Origin of the sequence: Flavobacterium sufflavum (assembly GCF_004016525.1) — a bacterium.
GTDB lineage: Bacteria > Bacteroidota > Bacteroidia > Flavobacteriales > Flavobacteriaceae > Flavobacterium > Flavobacterium sufflavum.
On the sequence record NZ_SACJ01000001.1, the window covers coordinates 335,706 to 355,706 of the forward strand.

Genomic DNA, 20,001 nt, shown 5'->3' on the forward strand with positions numbered 1-20,001 from the left:
AATTAAATCTTTTTAAAATTACCAGCCTAAATTTTGAACTAAATTTGGATTTTGAATCATTGCACTCTCTGGTATTGGCCAGAAATAATCTCTTGGTGCTACAAATGTTTGTTGATATACAGTTCTAACCTGATAATAAGATAAGGCATCAACTCCTTTAACATTCCAACCCGTAATAGGTGCATTTAAAACCTCAGCGGCTTTCTTCCATCTACGTAAATCCCAAAAACGTTGTCCTTCGAAAGCTAATTCAATTAATCGTTCTTGTTGAATAATATCACGAAGACCTAATTGCGTAGTTGGTTTTGATGGATTATTAGAGAAATTTGCCCAAGATTGAACAACTCCGGCTAATCCTGCTCTTGTTCTGATACGATCTAGATACTGATAAACGGTTGCTGAAGGCCCTTCAGATTCATTCAAAGCTTCAGCATACATTAGGTACAAATCGGCCAAACGTATTTCTGGCCAAGGGTAGGCTTTATAAGACGAACCACCTGTGGTATAAGTAATTTGATTCCAATCGACTAATTTTTTTACAAAATATCCCGTTTCATTAGTATGGAATGCATGAGTTGCCCCCGCAGGATCTCCAAATTTACCTTTCAATCCCCAAACTGTTCCATCATCGGTTTTAGAAGGGCTGTCATATTTATACCAAACTCCTCCGTCAAAACACAAATCAGCATAAAAACGAGGCTCTCTGTCAAAATTGATTCTTGCTGTCTGGAATCCTTCTTTAATATTAAATCGCTCTGCATTAGTAGCCGTACGCAATTCTTTTTCATTAGTAAAATCTAATGTTTTATCCTCATTAATAGGCACCCCATTTTTAGAATAAAACATTTTTGCTATTTTAAGTGGTGGCGATAAAATTTTTCTGGCATCATTATGATTATGATTCACATCCAATGGAGCCATACACAATTGTTGCAACTCACTGGTTTGACTATTAGGATTACCCCAAATAATTTCAGAATTCCATCTTTCGCATACTGCCTGACGAATACTCATTTGAGTCATAGTCCCCGCAGTAAGATTAAATGGAGACTGAGGAAAAACATACAAACTTTTTGCGTTTGCTTCTGCTGCTTGAATAGCCGCCAATGCAGCATCTGCCGCTAATTTCCACTTATTGGCATCATAAGTAGCATTAAACAATTTAGTTCCGTCTTTATTAACCAAAGATGCAAAATCAGAATTCCCGTTAAACAAAGGACTCGCTGCCATCAATAAGACTTTAGCCTTTATACTTAAAGCAATCGTTTTTGTAATTCTACCTGCTTCGGTTGTGGAGATAATTTCATTATCGTTTGGCAATTTTTCCGTAGCTGCATCTAATAAATCAGTAATAAAGGTCACACATTCATCTACTGGTCGTCTTCTTACATTGATTGCATCTTCAGGGGCATCAATAGCAATATTTTCAGCAGCCAATGGAATTGGACCATACATTCTTAATAAATAAAAATGGTAATAAGCCTTCAAAAACTCAACTTCTCCTATCCAGCGTTGTCTCTCGGCAAAAGTAATATCGGGTACTTTAGTAACATCATTAAGATTTTCTAAAAAGATATTGCAATGACGTATTCCTATAAATAATTTATATCGATCACCAGGTCCTCCACCAGTATAATTCCCATCCCATGAATTTACAAATGGATTTGAAATTCTCTGACTTCCTCTTGCAATTTCAAAGGCATCACTATAAATCGAAGTTTGATACGGAATCCACATTTCATCTCCGGCTAGAAAACCTGTATTGTGGTATACACTTCCATCTTTTGGAAGATAAGAATAACAGGTAAATAAATATTTTTCGGCTTCGCTTCTCAATTTAAATGCGTTTTCAATAGTAGCGACATTATCAGGTACAACGTCCAAGAAATCACTAGAACAGGACTCCATCACTAACAACGCCATAAAAGAAGTGGCTATAGGCAAAATAGATTTTCTTAATCTATTTGTTATTTTATTATTATATTTCATAATTATTCGTTTTTATTAATGCTTTTACTTTATAACAACAGCTTATAAATCAAGCAATATTCCAAAATTGTATGTTGATTGAACAGGATATCCTAAACCATTTCCACCCATTTCAGGATCCCATAATTTAAACTGACTAAACACAACAGGATTCGTTGTATTAGCATACAATCTTAAACCAGAAATATGGTATTTCTCAGTAAAACTTTTAGGCACATTATAACCTAACTCCACACTTTTAAGACGTAAAAAAGCACCATTTCTCATCCACCAAGTTGATGTTTGATTATTATTTTCAATAAAATTGTTACTTAATCTTGGCCAAAAAGCATATACATTTCTATTATCCTCTGACCAGTGATCATTAGCTACTACTTCTAACAATCCGTTTTGAGCTCCTCCATTGGTAACAAAAGGAGAAATGTTTTTTGAATTAATAAAGAATGATGAACGGGCAGAACCTTGAAAAAATAAACTAAAATCAAAATCTTTATAACCTAATGTACCTCCAAAACCATAGATAATCTCAGGAGCAGTAGGATAACCAACAGGCACTTGATCTAAAGTTGTAATTACTCCGTCACCATTTACATCTCTGTATTTGATATCTCCACCTCCATAAGTACCGAATTGTTTTGGTGAATTCGCAGCTTCCTGATCATCAACAAATAATCGTTCTGCAATGTAACCGTAAGTTTGAGCGATGGAATTCCCCTTTTTATACAAATAATCTAATTCTGGCGGGTAATAATTCTCATCGTACTTCAATATTTTACTTGTAGAATAGGTGAAGTTCCCTCTTAAATTTGTCCACCAATTGTCTCCAAATTTCTTATTATAGGTAATTGACATATCCATCCCCTTACTTTCTGCTGCACCAAAATTAGTTGAAGGAGTTACCGAAAGTCCTAAAGTAGAACCTATGTTTGAACGCGTTTGAAGAATATTACTTCTGTTTTGTTTAAAAGCATCTACAACAATATTAATTGAATTGAATAATTTTAAATCCATCCCAATATTAACTTGTCTTGAACGCTCCCAACTAATTTTACTATTTGCATATCTTGAAATAGAAACACCCGGACGATAATAACCACTCAATTCTCCAAAACTATTGCCATAATTCAAGTCGTTCAAACTCACATTAGACAAGTAAAAGAAACGATCCGAAGAATTCCCTATTTGATCATTACCAACCCATCCGAAACTGGCTCTAAGTTTAAGATTACTTACTACATTGAGTAAAGGTTCGAAGAACTTTTCATTTGAAATGATATAACCAGCAGCAAAAGAAGGGAAAAATCCAAATCGATTGTCTTTAGCAAACCGTTCAGAACCATTGTATCCAAAATTAACTTCAGCTAAATATCTATTGTCGTAAGCGTAAGTAAAACGTCCTGAAAGACCAAAATTTCTACTAGGTAATGAAGCCTGAAGATTTCCGGCATTACCCGATTCATTAGATTGCACAATATTAATCAGCATCCCTGAAATATCATGTTTCTCAGCAAAAGTTCTGTTGTAATTAAGTGCTGACTCTAAATATATAGTTGAAGTAATATTTTTAGCACCTTCGCTATAATTTAAATATTCAGTTCCTGTAGTGCCTATAGAACCTTCCATTCCACTATTTAGTAAATTCAAGCTGATTTCCTGAGTTTCTGGATTCAATGTAGCGCTGTAGAAAAACGGATTGTATTGTCTTGAAACTCTATAATAAGAATATCTTCTTATATATCCCATTGCTCTTGCTCTCAAGCCAGGAGTAAGCATTTTAAGATCTTGTTTCAATTCAATTTGGGTCTGAACCGTTGAAGCTTTATATACCTCATATCCTTTAACCATTTCGGCATAAGGATTCGTTAACAAAGTAGTACTTCCATTCCCTGTTACAGCACCTCCAAATAATGGATGCTCAATATAAGGAAGTAATTCTCTAGGATAGGTAGCAGGAAAAGCCACCGGATTAGACCAAACAGCCTTATTAAAAATATTTCCTCCTCCGGAAACCCAATTCCCATTAGCATCATTTCCTCCTAATGGCCCTGTATAATCGTCAAACTGCCCATATAACCTAACGATTCCTTCGGTTGTAGGAGTCAATTTCATATTAACATTAGATCTGAAAGAATAATTTCTTAATTTAATATTAGAATTAAAATTATTCAAATTATCTACTTTCAATACTCCATTGTCAATATTATAAGTACTGGCAACATAATATTGTGCTTTATCACCACCACCACTAACACTTAAATTGTATCCTTGATTAAAAGTATAATCTTTTATTAATTGATCAATCCAGTTATTATTTGGGTACAAATACGGATTTGATCCAGGTTGCCCCGTTCTATCGATTTTTGTTTGCGAATAAGGCAAAACACCTATTGGATTTCTAGTCAAAACAGCTTCATTAGCTAGTTCCATATAAGTAATATTATCGGCAAACTTAAAATTCTTAGTATTACTGGAAATTTTATTCTCTTGTCTAAACTTTACTTTAAGCTTACCATCCTTACCTGATTTAGTAGTAATTAAAACTACTCCATTAGCACCACGGGCACCATAAATAGACGCTGCCGAAGCATCTTTCAACACCGAAAAAGCCTCGATATCATCAGGTTGCAATCGCGCCATATCCGTTGTTGTAGATTCAATACCATCAATCAAGATTAAAGGATTTACTTTTCCTGATCCAAAAGAACCTAATCCACGAATAAAGAAATCAGAATTATCAGAACCTGGTTCTCCAGTTCTTTGGTAAGCAATCATACCTGATACTCTTCCCGCCATCATGGTTGTCAAGTTACTTGAAGGTCCTTTGATTTCTCCAACAGGAATTGTCGTAATAGCACTTACAACACTTTCTTTCTTTTGTGTTCCATATCCTACTACCACTACCTCATTTAGACCTTCTGAAGTTGGTTTTAAAGAAACCTTAAAATCAGTACGATTTCCTATTGTTAATTCTTGGGCTTGATACCCTATTGAACTTATAACTAAAACCTTTGAATTAGCATCTAACTTCAAAGTAAATTTCCCGTCAAAATCGGTTATGGTTCCTATTTTAGAACCTTTTATAGCAACCGTTGCACCGGGAAGCGGCATTCCATTTTCATCATTAATTTGTCCGCTAATACTTTTTTGCTGTTGTACTTTTTGAAGTCCTGTTTCACTTGCATAATTAATCGTGTACGCCTGTACCTGAGACAAGGAAGCCAATACACAAAATATTGTCAGTTTCTTTCTCAAATCAAATCCAGATGCACAATCAGGAGCTTTTCCCGTCCTAATAAATTTTGTCATGTTTGTTTGTAATTTTTTGGTTAATTAATAGTTTGTTAGTGTGTGAATTTTTATAACATCAGATATAATAAAATCATAACAAGGCTATTTTAAAATCTTCGCTAAGCTTAACTTATCGAAATATTAACATATAATTCACATTACAAATCTAGCAGAACACTAATTGTCGAGGGGGGGGATTTATGATAATAAAAAAGGGTGAAATTAGTATTACACAACAAAAACACCTTATTTTTTAACACATTGTAAAAAATTAACTATAAAACTACACAATACACAATAAGCAAAAACCAAATAGAAACACTATTCAAACTGACAACTCTACTCTTTAACAAAAATTTAAAAATCAATTGAAATTCTCGTCTTGTTTTCTAATAACAACTCAGAGCAATCATTCCCTGATTATTATTTTCAAGATTTAAATGGACTTTTAATAAAATAAAAGAAGGCTGTCCGAAAATTAATTTCTGGACAGCCTCTTAAACTTAACTTAACTATAAAAAAATCTAAGAACTATACAAATTCATCATTCTTTTAAATTTTAAAAATGGCATGTAAAAAAACATGCCATTTCTATTATTGGTAATAAATTAGTTATTCTTTTTAAATAAACTGAAAGATAAGAAATGACCATATCTTTCATTTCCTTGTGTTGTAGAAATACCCAAAGTAATTTGCGTCGATTGGGTAATAGTAAATGTAATAATTGCACTTTCAGAATTCATGGTATTCACTATTCTTTTAAATCCTAAGGTTGCAGGATCTGTTTCAAGAACTCCACCGCTTGAGTCCGGTAATATGCTACCCTTTGCGACGGCTAAATAAACATAATCCGACAAAGTATAGCCACTATTAAGACCACTACCAGATGCCAATAAAGGAGCATTAAAAATATAAGTCCCGGCTTCTAATGTTATTGTTTGATATATCTTACCATTGGTAATCACCGGAGCCCCCCAACCTGATTCCAAATTGATTGTTCCCGGAGGATTACCACAACAGCCACCGTCCCAGCCACCATAGCCACCGTGATTTTTACAGGCAGCATTAGTAGTCCAATCGGCTAATGTCCCCCATCTGCCTCCATCTGTTGATGATGTTAAAAAAGGACGCTTATTATTCTTAATCATATAAGTAAGATCAATAACCTGAGGTTCTTTAGAAACAAAATCCGTGTAAAAAATATCTATTGCAGTTTTAACCGGTAAAAATAATGAACGTTGTTTAAACTTACTTCCTATTTTATAATTAGATACCACAAGCTGATTTTGAGTAACAGGTACCGTTACAGCATGTTGCACATTTGAATTATCTGTATAAACCACCTCAGTTGCATAAGCTCCCGTAGTTAAATCCATCGTTGCAAAATCAATTGTAAGAGAGAAATCACTGGATAATTTACTGGAAACAATCTTCCTGTCAGTTAAACTTGCCTGATAACGAGTTCCATAAGTCTGAGCTGTAATATACTGAGAAATGGAACTATTCCCTTTAGCATCAAAAGTTTTCACTTCAAAATTATAGATGTTTTCCGGTAGATTTTCAATAATAGAAGAAACCTCATCAATTCCTGAAGTTCTATTAATGGGTATTACAACAGAATCTTTTTTAGTATTCCAATAGACTCTCAATTGAGAAACCTTAGGATCTGAAATAATTAGCCCCTTAATTTTCAATCTATCCCTACCCGGAAAAAACTTTAAAGAATCAATTTTACCGGTATAAGAAATCGCTCCTCCGTCAACAAATTTTAAATAATCATCGCTACTTGTACAAGAATGTATTACAAGAATTAATGCCACAGCAAAAGCCGTCACTAAAATATTCCTTAAATTTTTCATTGTTTTCTATTTAATATTAAAAATTAGGATTACCGTACACATGTACTTCTGAAACAGCCATAAACTTACCTCCAATCCAGTTTTCTAAACACTCAATTCTAAGATAGCGAACTGCCGGTTTATCTAAGGCGATTTCATAATCGGCTCCATCTCTGGCCGCTAAAAGATCATCATTATTTTCCTGTCCGTAAGGCAACCCTGACGGTTTCTTAATTTCGTATTCGCCTAATAAAGTCCAATTACTATTGAGCGTTCCATCATTTAAGGTATTACTTCCCCATATTCTAAACTTTTTCATAGCACCTAAATAGTAGTACATCCTTTGTCCCCCTATAGGTTCTGAAAATTGCCAAAGTCTTAAACGACTTAACTTTGTTTTTGCACCAATATCAAAAGTTACCAAATGATTCCCTACATCAATGGTTCTGTCTGTAAAATAAGAACCCCAATATTCTAAAAACTGGCCATCAAATAAATTAGAAACAGGATAAGCATTATTTATCGTTTTTGCATCATTAGCAAGATGAACTCCAACATAAGCCGATTTAGGCATTAATTGCTCAAATAATGGTTTTATTGTAGTAACAAGAGTATCTGTATAATTCAACCATTTATCTCTAACCACAATTGCAAATTCCTGATCTACTGACTGAAAACCTCTTAAACTTCGTTTAATTTCATCTACCGAAGTATAAATACTATTTCTAAGTGGCACCCAATCTCCTTGAATATTCTTTTGCATCACTAAAATACCAATTTCTTCTTTGGTAGGATTATTAGCTGAGATGCGAATACCTCCAAAATCAGGCAGAACAGCCAATGATTTAAAAATATCAAAAATTGGTGCCGGAGCAGGACTTACAGATACTACAACCGGTTTTGATTCCGTCTCACTATTGTTAACCGCATAAATCTTAACCTCAGTAGTCGATCCACCGGCAAAACCTTCTAAAAGTAAAGAATTAGAATAATAAGAAGCTTTGGCCTCCATAGGCGTTCCATTTTCTAGAGTATATCGGGCAACTACATATAACAAATCATCATCTGTTGGTAAAGTATAAGTCAGTTTCGCTTTTCCTGGTAAATTCTGAATGGTAATATTTGTTACCACTGCTGGCTGATTAGAATTGTGCTCTAAAGGTTCAGGGCCTTGATCCTCGCTACAAGCTGCAAAAACAAAGGTCAAACACAACAATAATATGTTTATAGGGGATTTTATAATTCGTTTCATAATCTTCATTTTTATGATTATTACCAACCTGGATTTTGAATCAGATTAGGATTTCTAATAAGTGTTGTTTCTTCAATAGGCCAGAAATAATCTCTTGGAGCTACAAAACGTTGTTGACTTAAAGTAACTACCTGATAATAATTAGCCTCTGTAATTCCATAAACATTCCAGCCTTTTATAGGTTCATTAAATTCCTGAGTTGCTTTTTTCCAACGTCTGATGTCCCAATAGTTTTTACCCTCAAAGGCCATTTCAATACTGCGTTCTCTGTGAATAATTTCACGCATACCATCTTTGGTAGTATATTTGGCTGGATTATTAGAAAAATTAGTCCAGGAATCTACCACGCCGCTTAATCCGGCACGAGTACGAATAAGATCCACATATTTCAATACTTCTGTTGTAGCGGCAGTTCCGTCAGCTTCATTAAGTGCTTCAGCATACATCAAATACAAATCAGCCAAACGCAATTCAGGCCAGGCGTACTCTTTATACATAGTTCCTCCTCCAAAAGTTTGATCCCAGTTTATCAATTTTTTAATATAATATCCTGTTACGTTAAAATCAAAAGCATCTGCACTTCCTGCATAATCTTGGTATTTAGCTCTAATAACTTCTTTTGTTTCATCAGAACCGCTAGAGGATTTATAGAAAATAGCTCCGTCAAAACCTAAATCGGCGTAAAAACGCGGCTCTCTATTAAAATTTAAAATCGAAGTTCTATACCCTTCTTTAATATTAAATTTATCAGCTGTAGTAGCTTCTTTCAACTCAGTAATATCTCCAAACGTCAAAGTTTTATCTTCCTCAATAGGCACACCATTTTTAGTATAAAAATTAGTTGCCGATTCTAAAGTAGGCGAAAACACTTTTCTGGCTTGAGAATGTGATACCGTACTTGCTAAAGGCATCATACAAAGTCGTTGTAATTCATAGGTACGACTATTTGGGTTTGCCCAAATAACTTCGTCATTCCAAGGTTCTGTTACTGCTTGCGTAATATTCAGTTTCGTTTTAGCAGTTTGAGAAATAGTAAATGCCACATTGTTTTTATAGAATATTTTATGCCCATTAGCTTCGGCAGCATCTATTGCTTCCTTTGCAGCATTGGCTGCTCTTTTCCATTTGGTGGCATCATAAACCGGATTAAACAATGGTGTTCCATCTTTAGCATTTAATCCTACCATGTCTGCATTTCCATTAAATAAAGGACTTGCCGCCATAAGTAACAACTCCGCTTTCATACCAAGTGCCACAGGCTTTGTAACCCTACCCAATTCATTCAGTCTGTCAGTAATCATCGGAGGCAATGCTACTGCTGCTTCGTCCAGCAAACTCACTAAATAATCAACAGTTGAGTCTATAGGCTCTCTTGCAACCTGAATTTGATCATTAGATGCATCGATAGGAACATTGACACGAACAACTGGAATAGGCCCATACATACGCATTAAATAATAGTGGTAATAGGCTTTTAAAAATTTCACTTCAGCTATCCATCTTAAACGCTCGCCTTCCTGTAAATCCGGCACTTTAGTTCTATCTTCAACATTCTCTAGAAAAACGTTACAATGCCTAATCCCGTCATAAAGTGGATAACGATCTCCAGGACCTGCTCCCTGATAATTACCCTCCCAGGCATTCATATAAGTTTCTGCTTTTCTTTGTGTACCCGTAGCAATATTAAACGCAAAACTGGTAATAGCAGCACGATTAGGTGGTATCCATGTTTCATCTCCTGCTAGCATTCCTATATTATATACTCCATCCCCATTTTTAGGGATATAGGCATAACAGGTATATAAATATTTCTTAGCTTCATTTCTCAATTTAAAAGCAGACTCAAGTGTAGTTATGTTATCTGGAACAACATCCAAAAAACTATTTTCACATGATTCTAAACTGAACAAACAAAGTATTACCATTGACGCTCCAAAAACTTTTTGAAGTTTATGGAAACTCTTATTAACTATATTTTTTTTAGTTTTCATACTTTATATTTTTTTAAAAATCAACTTTTAGTCCCAAATTATAAACCGATTGAATAGGGTAACCTAAACCATTTCCTCCCATTTCCGGATCCCAAAGTTTGAACTTACTCCAAACGGCAATATTGTTACCACTTAAATAGACTCTTAAACCCTTAACTCCTATTTTAGACATTAATTTTTCAGGAGCATTATACCCTACTTCAATTGATTTTAATCTTAAGAAAGCACCATCTCTCATCCACCAAGTTGACACCTTATTATTATTAGCCACAAACGTATTACTCAATCTTGGCCAAAAAGCGTATAAATCTTTATTATTTTCAGACCAGTGATCTTGTGCTACAACATTCAATAAATTATTTTGATAAGAACCATTTAACACAAATGGTGCTATGTTTTCCGGGTTAATAAAAAAGGAAGTACGGGCTACACCTTGAAAGAAAATACTAAAATCAAATTTTTTATAGCCTACTGTACCTCCAAAACCATACACTATTTCCGGAGCAGTAGGATTTCCTATCGGCACCATATCTGCAGCTGTAATTTGACCATCTCCATTAACATCACGATATTTAATATCCCCACCTGTATATTCTTTTACTATTCCTGTTCCCGGTCCACCAAATTGCAATGGCGAATTATCAACCTCATTTTGATCCACAAACAAACGTTCGGCTATATAACCATACGTTTGATTCCAACTTTGACCTATTCTTGAACGATAAGCCATACTTGCAGGGTAATTAATCTCATCATATACCAAAACTTTATTAGCAGCATAAGTAAAATTACCTCTTAACTGTGTGTACCAATCATTATTGAATTGTTTATTGTAAGTAACAGCTAGGTCTAAACCTTTACTCTCAACTTCTCCATAATTAGTTGCCGGAGTTGCCGTAAGTCCCATTGTAGCACCAATATTTTCTCTGGTTTGAAGGATATGAGTTCGGTTCTGTTTGTAAACATCTACTACAAAATTTAATGACTTAAACAATTCCAAATCCATCCCTAAGTTGATTTGTTTTGACTGCTCCCAACCAATGTTATTATTGGCATAACGCCCCACATATACCCCTGGGTTACTATCTGTATACTGCTCTCCAAAAGAAGCACCATAACTTCCATCATTAATATTAACATTTGACAAATAGAAAAAACGATCATTATTATTTCCAATTTTATCATTACCCACTAATCCATAAGTAGAACGGATTTTAAAATTGGTCACAACGTCTTTAATAGGCTCCCAAAATTTCTCATTAGAAATATGATAAGCTAAACCAAATGAAGGAAAAAATCCATAACGATGTCCACTGGCAAAACGTTCCGATCCATTGTATCCAAAATTAAATTCAGTCAAAAATCTATTATCATAGCCATAAGTAAACCTACCTGAAACCCCCTGATTCCTGCTAGGAAGTGTTTTCGCTACATCTGTAAGAGAAATCCAAGCAGAGTTTGCCTGCACATAACTGGATAATAAATTAATCAACATACCACTTACAGCATGTTTTTCATTAAAAGTTCTGTTATAATTAACCGCTGTTTCAAGATAAATGCGAGAATCTAATATTTTATCTCCCGCTAAATAATCCAGATTTTCTGATCCGGTTGTACCAAAACTTCCCTGGCCTCCCGGATTTATAACTGATATTTCAAGTTCTCCGGTAACAGGACTTATAAAAGATTTATAATAAAATGGATTGTATTTTCTAGCTTCATTGTAAAACGCATATCTTCTTACATACCCCATAGCTCTGGCGCTAAGCCCCGGAGTTATTACTTTTAAATCCTGTTGTAATTCAACCTGTGCCTGAATTGTTGATCCTTTTGAACTTTGATATCCGCGAACCATTTCTGCATAAGGATTTACTAATATTGCACCATTATCGCCTCCTGTCAAAGCACCTCCAAATAGAGGATGATCAATATAAGGGAGATAACTTGCCGGATACACTTTAGGAAATGCTACAGGGTTAGACCACATAGTAAGATTAAAAATACGTGCTCCTCCATTAATAGGATTACCTCTTTCATCATATCCTCCAACAGGCCCATTATAATCATCAAACTGTCCATACAGACGAATAATACCTTTAGTAGTAGGAGTTAATGTCATATCTACATTTGATCGTAAAGAATAATTTCTTAATTTAATATTAGAATTAAAATTATTTAAGCCATCTACTTTTAATACACCATTATCGACATTGTAAGTACTGGCTACATAATATCTGGCTTTTTGACCACCCCCGCTAACACTAAAATTATAGCCCTGATTAATCGTATAATCTTTAATTAATTGATCAATCCAGTTATTACTTGGATACAAATAAGGATCATCTCCGGCAATAGTTCTGTCAATTTTGTTTTGATCATATACATCTCCAAGAAGAGGATTACGGGTACGTGTAGCTTCATTAGCCAGCTTCATATACGTAATATTATCAGCAAAATTGAAATTTCTGGAATTAGACGACATTCTGGTTTCTGTCCTAAAATTAAATTTAGTAATACCATCTTTACCCATTTTGGTAGTAATTAACACCACTCCATTAGCTCCACGAGCTCCATACACAGCAGCAGCAGCAGCATCCTTCAATACAGAAAAAGTATCTATGTCATCCGGCTGTAAACGCGCCATATCAGTTGTTGTAGATTCTATACCATCAATCAAAATCAATGGATTTGAAGCTCCTGAACCAAAAGTTCCTAAACCTCGAATAAAGAAGTTTGCATTATCAGAACCTGGTTCACCACTTCTTTGGTAAGCAACCATTCCCGCAACTCTACCTGCTAACATTGTAGTTAAGTTACTGGTAGGTCCTTTTAATTCTTTAGGATTAATTGTTGTAATAGAACTCACCATACTGGCTTTTTTCTGAGTTCCAAAACCTACTACAACAACTTCTTTTAGTCCTTCCGAACTTGGTTTTATATTGACTTCAAAAACCGATTTGTTCTGAATTAAAACGTCTGTCGATTCATAACCTACAAAAGACACAGTCAATATCTTGTCTCCTTCATTGATTTTCAAAGTAAATTTTCCGTCAAAATCTGTCATTGTGGAATTCTTAGTGCCTTTCACAAGTACACTTGCTCCAGGAAGTGGCATTCCATTTTCATCAGTTACTTGCCCGCTAATAGTTCTTTGCTGTTGTTGTACTATTTCTAGTTTTTTTATACTTACAACATTAGAAACATGTGCATGAACCTGAGATAGAGAAACTAATACTGATAATACTGTAAGTTTCTTTTTTAAATCAAATTCTAAAACACGATGAGTCTTCTTCTTTATTTTAATAAAGTTTACCATGTGTGGTTTTAATTTTTGGTTAGTTAAATTATTCTTATCTACTACTCCATTTTTGATTTGTAGATAATTCGTTAGCGTTTTTAGTAGATTATTTATTCCATAGATTCATAATTTAAAAGTTACTATTAATTAGTATTTATGTTCATGTATTTGTGAAATAGCTAATCCTGATTTGAAAACTTTTATTGACAAACAAAAACAACTTAAGTCTTCTTTATTTCAATATAAATGTTTTTTTTACACTTAAAAAAATACGCAGACGAATCCCTATGTATTTTTCCTAAACAACTATTAGTTCTCTCAAAAAACACCCTTGAAGTTTAAATCACGTTCAACCAGTTTTGGGTATTCTTTAAGAGAATTAAAACAGTATTAACATATCATTCACAGTACAAATCTAACAGAAGACCTCTAGTCTTATGAGGGGTATTATGGAATTAAAAAGGGGGTAAATTTACTATTTTATCAAAAAATAGTGTTTTTTTCATAATCAAGTAAAAAAATAGCGTTAAAATTACACAATACTCAATTAACTGAAGAATCAAAACTAACAACCCGAAACCCTCTTTTTTAACAAAATTTTAAAACAATAGATTTAAAACTTCCTTTTTAATCAAATAGAATTTCACTTTGTTTTCCATTCACAATTCAACACAATAAATCCTCCGATTATTTTTTAAAATTAAAAAAGGGATGTAAAATCAATTACATCCCTTTTCCCAAAACAAACCAAATAAATTATTCTACTTTATCTTCATCTGCAACAGCGTCTTGCCATTTATCCCAAACTTTAACACTGGCATCATAACCATCATAACCAAAGTTCTGACTCAGCTTTCCTTTAATATTAGCAGTGATAGCACTGTTTGGTATAGGCCAATAATTATTACGTTTATCCATAGAATAAATTTTAGTGCCATTTGGCACAACAATTCCATTTGGATATTTATTATAAAGTGTGTAATGCACAATACGTTGCCACCAATAACTACCTCCTGCATTATCCCTTCCGGATTGCTTATCCCAATTACTAAGGCTGTAAGTATTACCCCATTCATCCGGTTTTCCGCTCATGGCTAAACAGTGTGAAATACGTTTTAGCTCTACATTTCGCCATTCTTCCAGGTAAAGTTCCCTCCCTCTTTCGGCACAAATATCACCTATAGTCACAGCACTGTACATTTGCGCAGCTCCTGCTCTTTGACGAATAACATTAACATCCTGAGTTGCCCCAGCAACATTACCTCTATAAAATCGCGCTTCGGCACGTAACAAATAGGTTTCAGCTAAACGGTATAAATACATATGAGCTATACTTCCTGTAGTAGCACCTTGAAAATCAGTTGAACTTGGATTAGCTTCCTGTACAACATCATGTAAGTAAATTTTATATAAAGGGAAGTCAAAATAATCACGAATACTATCTCTTGCTAGCAAAGTAGTTCCATCTTTCATTCTAAAATTCTGACCGAAATAGGTAGAAGTTTTATCATTGTATTTAAGATTTTCCATGTTTACCCAGTTCCCTACCGTACTATTATGTCTAAGATCTTGCTTATCCTCAACATTATTTACAACCCACATAGGAACCTGTGAATAATACGAGGCACTAATAGTAGCAATTCCACGTCCAAATGCTTTATTATAGTCATACAATGGATTGTAATTAGCATTATTTGAAGCAATACGCAATCCTGCCTGTTTACCATCGGGAGTTCTTAGATTTCCTGAAGCCCAAAGTGGACCAAAAATACGCATAGAAGCAAATCCTAAAAACGACTGCGCCCCGCTATTAGGCATAATCAGGATCGCTTCAGTATTGGCAGCGATAACCTTATTTTCAGGTCGGTGTAAATCCCAAATAACATTTCTGGTAATTTTCCATGTTTCCGGTTTTCCTCCCTGATCAAAAGTTCCAAAAGTGTTTTTCATTAAAGAATAGCCAGACTGATTAATCAAAATATCCGCTTGCGCCTCAGCTTCGGCAAATCTACCCGATGCCAAATAACATTTAATCAACAACTGACGGCAAGCACCTTTGTTAACCAGTCCTTTATAAGGCAATTGCGATTGTTCCGGCACCCATTCTACAGCCTTCTCCATATCGGCTGTAATCATTTCGATGATGGCTTCTTTTTTAGTAGAAGAATAGTTTTGTTTAGGCACCTCTAGAATCTTAGTAACTAATGGTATATCACCAAACTGATATACTAAATTAAGATAGCGGTATGCCCTGTGAAAATAGGCCTGCCCTATATATTTTTTCTTTACATCATCAGATAAGTTTTGCACCTGATTAACGTAAGTCAATACCGTATTAGCGAATTTAATACCATTATATCCTTCATCCCAATAGAATCCAAGATAAATTCCATCACCCGGATCTCTTTGAAAAGTTCCGGTAGGCGTAATAATATTAGCATAATCAGCCGCTGTAGTACTGGCGTCGGTTTTTCCATATTTTGCCATATCAGAAAAAACATATTCAGTACCAATAGGCACACTATTATTAGCATAACTAAAATGGATATAATTATTTCTCAAACTCTTATCGGCAATTGCCAGAGTAGCTTGCAAACCTGCCTCGGTAGTAAATGTAGTCTCAGGTTCGAAAATAGAAAGCGGATCCGGTTCGAGAAAATCTTTCGAACAAGAAACAAACAAAGCCCCTACCACAACTAAGGGAAGCAGTTTTGAAATTTTATTTTTTATATATCTTTTCATTTGAGTAATTTTTAAAGCGTTAAATTAAAACCTAAATTAAACATCCTGGTAGCCAGGCCTCCAGTTTCCGGATCTCCAAAATATTTCCAATTTTTATCTACAGACCAGGTTGCTACATTACGAACCGAAGCATAAACCTTCACATTATTCATATTTAAACGTTTAATAAGCTCTTTAGGAAATTTATACGCTATTGAAATTTGATCTAAACGAATAAAACCACGATTATATAATTTATCTGTTCCAGCTCCTGCAGGTCCTCTGGCATCAAGTCGCGCCCAGTCATTAGTTGGGTTATCAATTGTCCAATATGGATTTACAAATGAATTATAATTATTAGTATACAAACTTCCTGCATTGTATTGATTCATATAATTACCATTCAATGATTTGTGTCCCATATAGGAATACATATTAATTGCTAAATCCCAATTTTTATAAATTGTAAACTCATTACGCAACGACCAGTTAATAGGAGGATCTGTTTGCCCTAAAAATTCCTTGTCTTTATCATTATAAACCGGTTTTCCATTAACATCATCAGCAGTATAATTATTGGCTATTTTTGGATCACCAGGACGTTGACTAACAACTGCTGCAGCTGCCGCCTCGTCTTTTTGCCAGATTCCTGCTACCCTATAATTCCAAATTTCAGAGATAGCCTTACCTATAAACCATCCATTAGTCTTATCATCTAACTCTTTTTGACCAATAACATTACCATTAGCATCAAGAATAGTTTCCATACTGCCATACAATTTATTAATCTTGTTTTTATTGTATGAAAAAGCTGCACTTGTACGCCATTCAAAGTTGGGCTGTTTCATGTTAACAGAACTAAGACTCAATTCAACACCTCTATTTTCTACCTCTCCAAGGTTAGTGACAATAGATTCAAATCCTGTGAAAGTAGGCAAACGCTGACTCATAATCATATCGTGAGTAACTGATTTATACACATCTACAGTACCCGTAAGACGGTCATTTAAGAACCCAAAATCAAGACCAATATTAGTTGCCGCTGTTTTTTCCCATTGTAAATTTGGATTAGCCATACGATCAATTTCTAAATACTTCATATCTACAAGATTTCCTGAAGAATCAATATAACCCATAGTTGATTCAGGACTTCTTAAGTTAGCCAAAAAAACATATGGATCTGCAAGTGATCTATTCCCATTTTTACCATAAGACACACGTAATTTAGCTGTACTCATAGCATCCCAATTGAACCAGCTTTCTTTACTAAGATTCCAACCCAATGCAACAGAAGGGAATGTCGCATAAGGATTATTAGTCCCGAATGCTGAATATCCATCGCGACGTACAGTCGCTGTAATCATATAACGATTATCAAACGAATAGAACAATCTTGCCATTAATGCATCGGCTGTTTGATGCGTATCGGCTGTTGAAAACGAACTATTAGCACGCGTAGCATTTGCGGTATTATGAAAACCTAAGGCATCAGAAGGCTGAATATTACGTGCATTAATTTCATCAAACCATGAACGACGTTCTTCCACTTCCTGAACAAAAGTGGCCACAATATGGTGTTTTTCATTAAATGTATGATCCCATGCTAATGTATTATTCATATTCCAATCAAAATTTTTACCGTTATCCCTATCAACACCTATATTAGCAGCATTCAAATTTTTATTACCTGTAGATTGAAAAAAACGATTGTAATAGAATTGATAACGTGGCGAAACATTTAACGAATAAGTAATCCCTAAAGGCAAAGTCACTTTGGCATTAAAAATAGTATTCAACACCGTATACCCTCTTTCTAATTCCATGAATTGACGATCGTAGTAATAATTATAGCCTCCAATAGTTGGTCCCATTGGCTGTCTCTCATAATCACCATTTGCATCCCTAAAGTTCGCATACGGGCTATTTCTCATCATATTAGCATCATAATAATTAGTCCCTGTACCAACTGTAATATCCCCGTCAGTACGGTCCTGAAAATTAACGTTTGCTCCAAACTCAAGCCAATCAGTAACATGACCATTAACTTTCATATTGGCACGAACCGCCGAATAATCATTACCCTGAATAGCTCCTTCAGAATCTAAATACCCCACTGATAAATAGTAATTTACCTTATCACTGGCTCCGGATATATTTACATTATAATCCTGATTCAATCCCGTCCTAAAAGTACCTTTATACCAATCGTGTGTTTTTCCGGCTATGAAATTATTTAATATAAGTCCGTTTTGTAAGCCTAAGCGAAGCCCCCATACTTCAGCCAAACTTTTACCCTGTGTTAAACCACTTGGTTGATAAGCTAACCATTGTGCCTGAGTGATACCATATTTACCTAAATCATTTGGATTTGAGAAATAGCCTACCTGACCTACCTGACTTGCAATATAAGGTTCATATTGTCCGCTTGCGGTATTCACCCCATAAGTTTTAGCTGTTTCCCAATCTTCACGATATTTTAAATAACCTTCCGGAGAATACACATCTCTATAGGCACTTTTAGTATTAACTGTCATGTTTGATGTAACACTAATAACAGGCTTACCATTCTTACCCTTTTTTGTAGTAATAATAATTACCCCTGCTGCAGCCTTAGAACCATACACAGCAGTAGCCGAGGCATCTTTCAAAATATCTATCTGCCCAATATCTCCAGGATTGATTTCTGAAAGCTCACCATAGAATTGCATTCCGTCTAAAATAATAAGCGGTGAATTATGCCCAGCACCATTAGGATTGTAAACAGAAGTTTGTCCACGAACCTGCAAAGAACCTCCTCCTTTTGCATCAGACGAATAGCCTACTTTTAAACCCGGAACACCTCGCAATACATCCTGAACCGTTTGCGGATTTTGATTTGCCAAATTATCCGGTTTAACCTGTACAACTGAACCTGTTAAATCCGTTTTTTTCATTTTACCGTAACCCACCACGACAACCTCTTCTAATGAAGCTGCATCATTTTGCATTTTTACGTTAATAGTAGTTTTCCCGTTTAATGCAACTTCTTTATTTGCATAACCAATATAAGAAACTATCAACACTGAATTCTCATCAGCTTTCAAAGTAAATTTTCCATCAAAATCGGTTATCGTACTTATTTTAGTTCCTTTTATCAAAACTGTAGCACCCGGTAACGGCATTCCATTTTCATCATTAATCTGCCCACTTATGCTTTTTTGCTGCTGTACTTTTTCTAACCCTGTTGCACTTTCAAAACTAATAGTGTAAGCATGCACTTGAGACAAAGAAACCAACGCACAAAATAGGGTAAGTTTCTTTTTCAAATCAAATCCGGATACACAATCAGGAACCTTCTTCATCCTAATAAATTTTGTCATCTCTTGGTTGTAATTTTTGATTAATTAATAGTTCGTTAGTTTTAAATTATAGTGATATATTAAATTTCATCTTAAGTATTTTTTAAGACAATCTCAGTCTGTATTAACATATAATTCACATTACAAATTTAATCCAAACACTAGAGTTCTAAAGAGGGAATTATAATAATATAAAGGGGGGAAATTAGTATTACACAATAAAAACACCTTTGTTTTTAAGACATTTCTTAAAAATTACAAAATAAAAATCAATGATTAACAAATT

At 34.6% G+C, this 20,001-nt stretch carries 8 protein-coding genes; all 8 read right to left on the reverse strand.

Annotated features, from left to right (window positions below):
- Positions 1-18 precede the first annotated feature (18 nt).
- Positions 19-1,989: a RagB/SusD family nutrient uptake outer membrane protein gene (locus tag EOD40_RS01195; protein ID WP_196781404.1), complete on the reverse strand. Its 1,971-nt coding sequence runs from the start codon at positions 1,987-1,989 to the stop codon at positions 19-21.
- A 42-nt stretch (positions 1,990-2,031) separates the two neighbouring features.
- Positions 2,032-5,295, reverse strand: coding sequence for a SusC/RagA family TonB-linked outer membrane protein (locus EOD40_RS01200; RefSeq protein WP_128193072.1), 3,264 nt, complete (start codon positions 5,293-5,295; stop codon positions 2,032-2,034).
- A 590-nt stretch (positions 5,296-5,885) separates the two neighbouring features.
- Positions 5,886-7,136, reverse strand: coding sequence for a DUF4998 domain-containing protein (locus EOD40_RS01205; protein WP_128193073.1), 1,251 nt, complete (start codon positions 7,134-7,136; stop codon positions 5,886-5,888).
- 16 nt (positions 7,137-7,152) lie between these two features.
- Positions 7,153-8,367 (reverse strand): DUF4959 domain-containing protein, encoded by a 1,215-nt coding sequence (locus EOD40_RS01210; RefSeq protein WP_164905433.1) that lies wholly within the window; start codon positions 8,365-8,367, stop codon positions 7,153-7,155.
- Between the two features lie 20 nt (positions 8,368-8,387).
- Positions 8,388-10,358: a RagB/SusD family nutrient uptake outer membrane protein gene (locus EOD40_RS01215; protein WP_128193075.1), complete on the reverse strand. Its 1,971-nt coding sequence runs from the start codon at positions 10,356-10,358 to the stop codon at positions 8,388-8,390.
- 13 nt (positions 10,359-10,371) lie between these two features.
- Positions 10,372-13,674 carry a SusC/RagA family TonB-linked outer membrane protein gene (locus EOD40_RS01220; RefSeq protein ID WP_128193076.1) on the reverse strand — a complete coding sequence of 1,101 codons (3,303 nt, stop codon included), beginning with the start codon at positions 13,672-13,674 and terminating at the stop codon, positions 10,372-10,374.
- Positions 13,675-14,412: 738 nt separating this feature from the next.
- The gene (locus EOD40_RS01225; protein WP_128193077.1) at positions 14,413-16,398 is read right to left on the reverse strand and encodes a RagB/SusD family nutrient uptake outer membrane protein; all 1,986 of its coding nucleotides are present in this window, start codon (positions 16,396-16,398) and stop codon (positions 14,413-14,415) included.
- An 11-nt stretch (positions 16,399-16,409) separates the two neighbouring features.
- Positions 16,410-19,718 carry a SusC/RagA family TonB-linked outer membrane protein gene (locus tag EOD40_RS01230; RefSeq protein ID WP_231129554.1) on the reverse strand — a complete coding sequence of 1,103 codons (3,309 nt, stop codon included), beginning with the start codon at positions 19,716-19,718 and terminating at the stop codon, positions 16,410-16,412.
- Positions 19,719-20,001 lie beyond the last annotated feature (283 nt).

Coding starts and splice junctions, on each gene's coding strand:
- EOD40_RS01195 (WP_196781404.1), bottom strand. CDS start 1,989: ATGAAATATAATAATAAAATAACAAATAGATTAAGAAAATCTATTTTG.
- EOD40_RS01205 (WP_128193073.1), bottom strand. CDS start 7,136: ATGAAAAATTTAAGGAATATTTTAGTGACGGCTTTTGCTGTGGCATTA.
- EOD40_RS01200 (WP_128193072.1), bottom strand. CDS start 5,295: ATGACAAAATTTATTAGGACGGGAAAAGCTCCTGATTGTGCATCTGGA.
- EOD40_RS01210 (WP_164905433.1), bottom strand. CDS start 8,367: ATGAAACGAATTATAAAATCCCCTATAAACATATTATTGTTGTGTTTG.
- EOD40_RS01220 (WP_128193076.1), bottom strand. CDS start 13,674: ATGGTAAACTTTATTAAAATAAAGAAGAAGACTCATCGTGTTTTAGAA.
- EOD40_RS01215 (WP_128193075.1), bottom strand. CDS start 10,358: ATGAAAACTAAAAAAAATATAGTTAATAAGAGTTTCCATAAACTTCAA.
- EOD40_RS01230 (WP_231129554.1), bottom strand. CDS start 19,718: ATGAAGAAGGTTCCTGATTGTGTATCCGGATTTGATTTGAAAAAGAAA.
- EOD40_RS01225 (WP_128193077.1), bottom strand. CDS start 16,398: ATGAAAAGATATATAAAAAATAAAATTTCAAAACTGCTTCCCTTAGTT.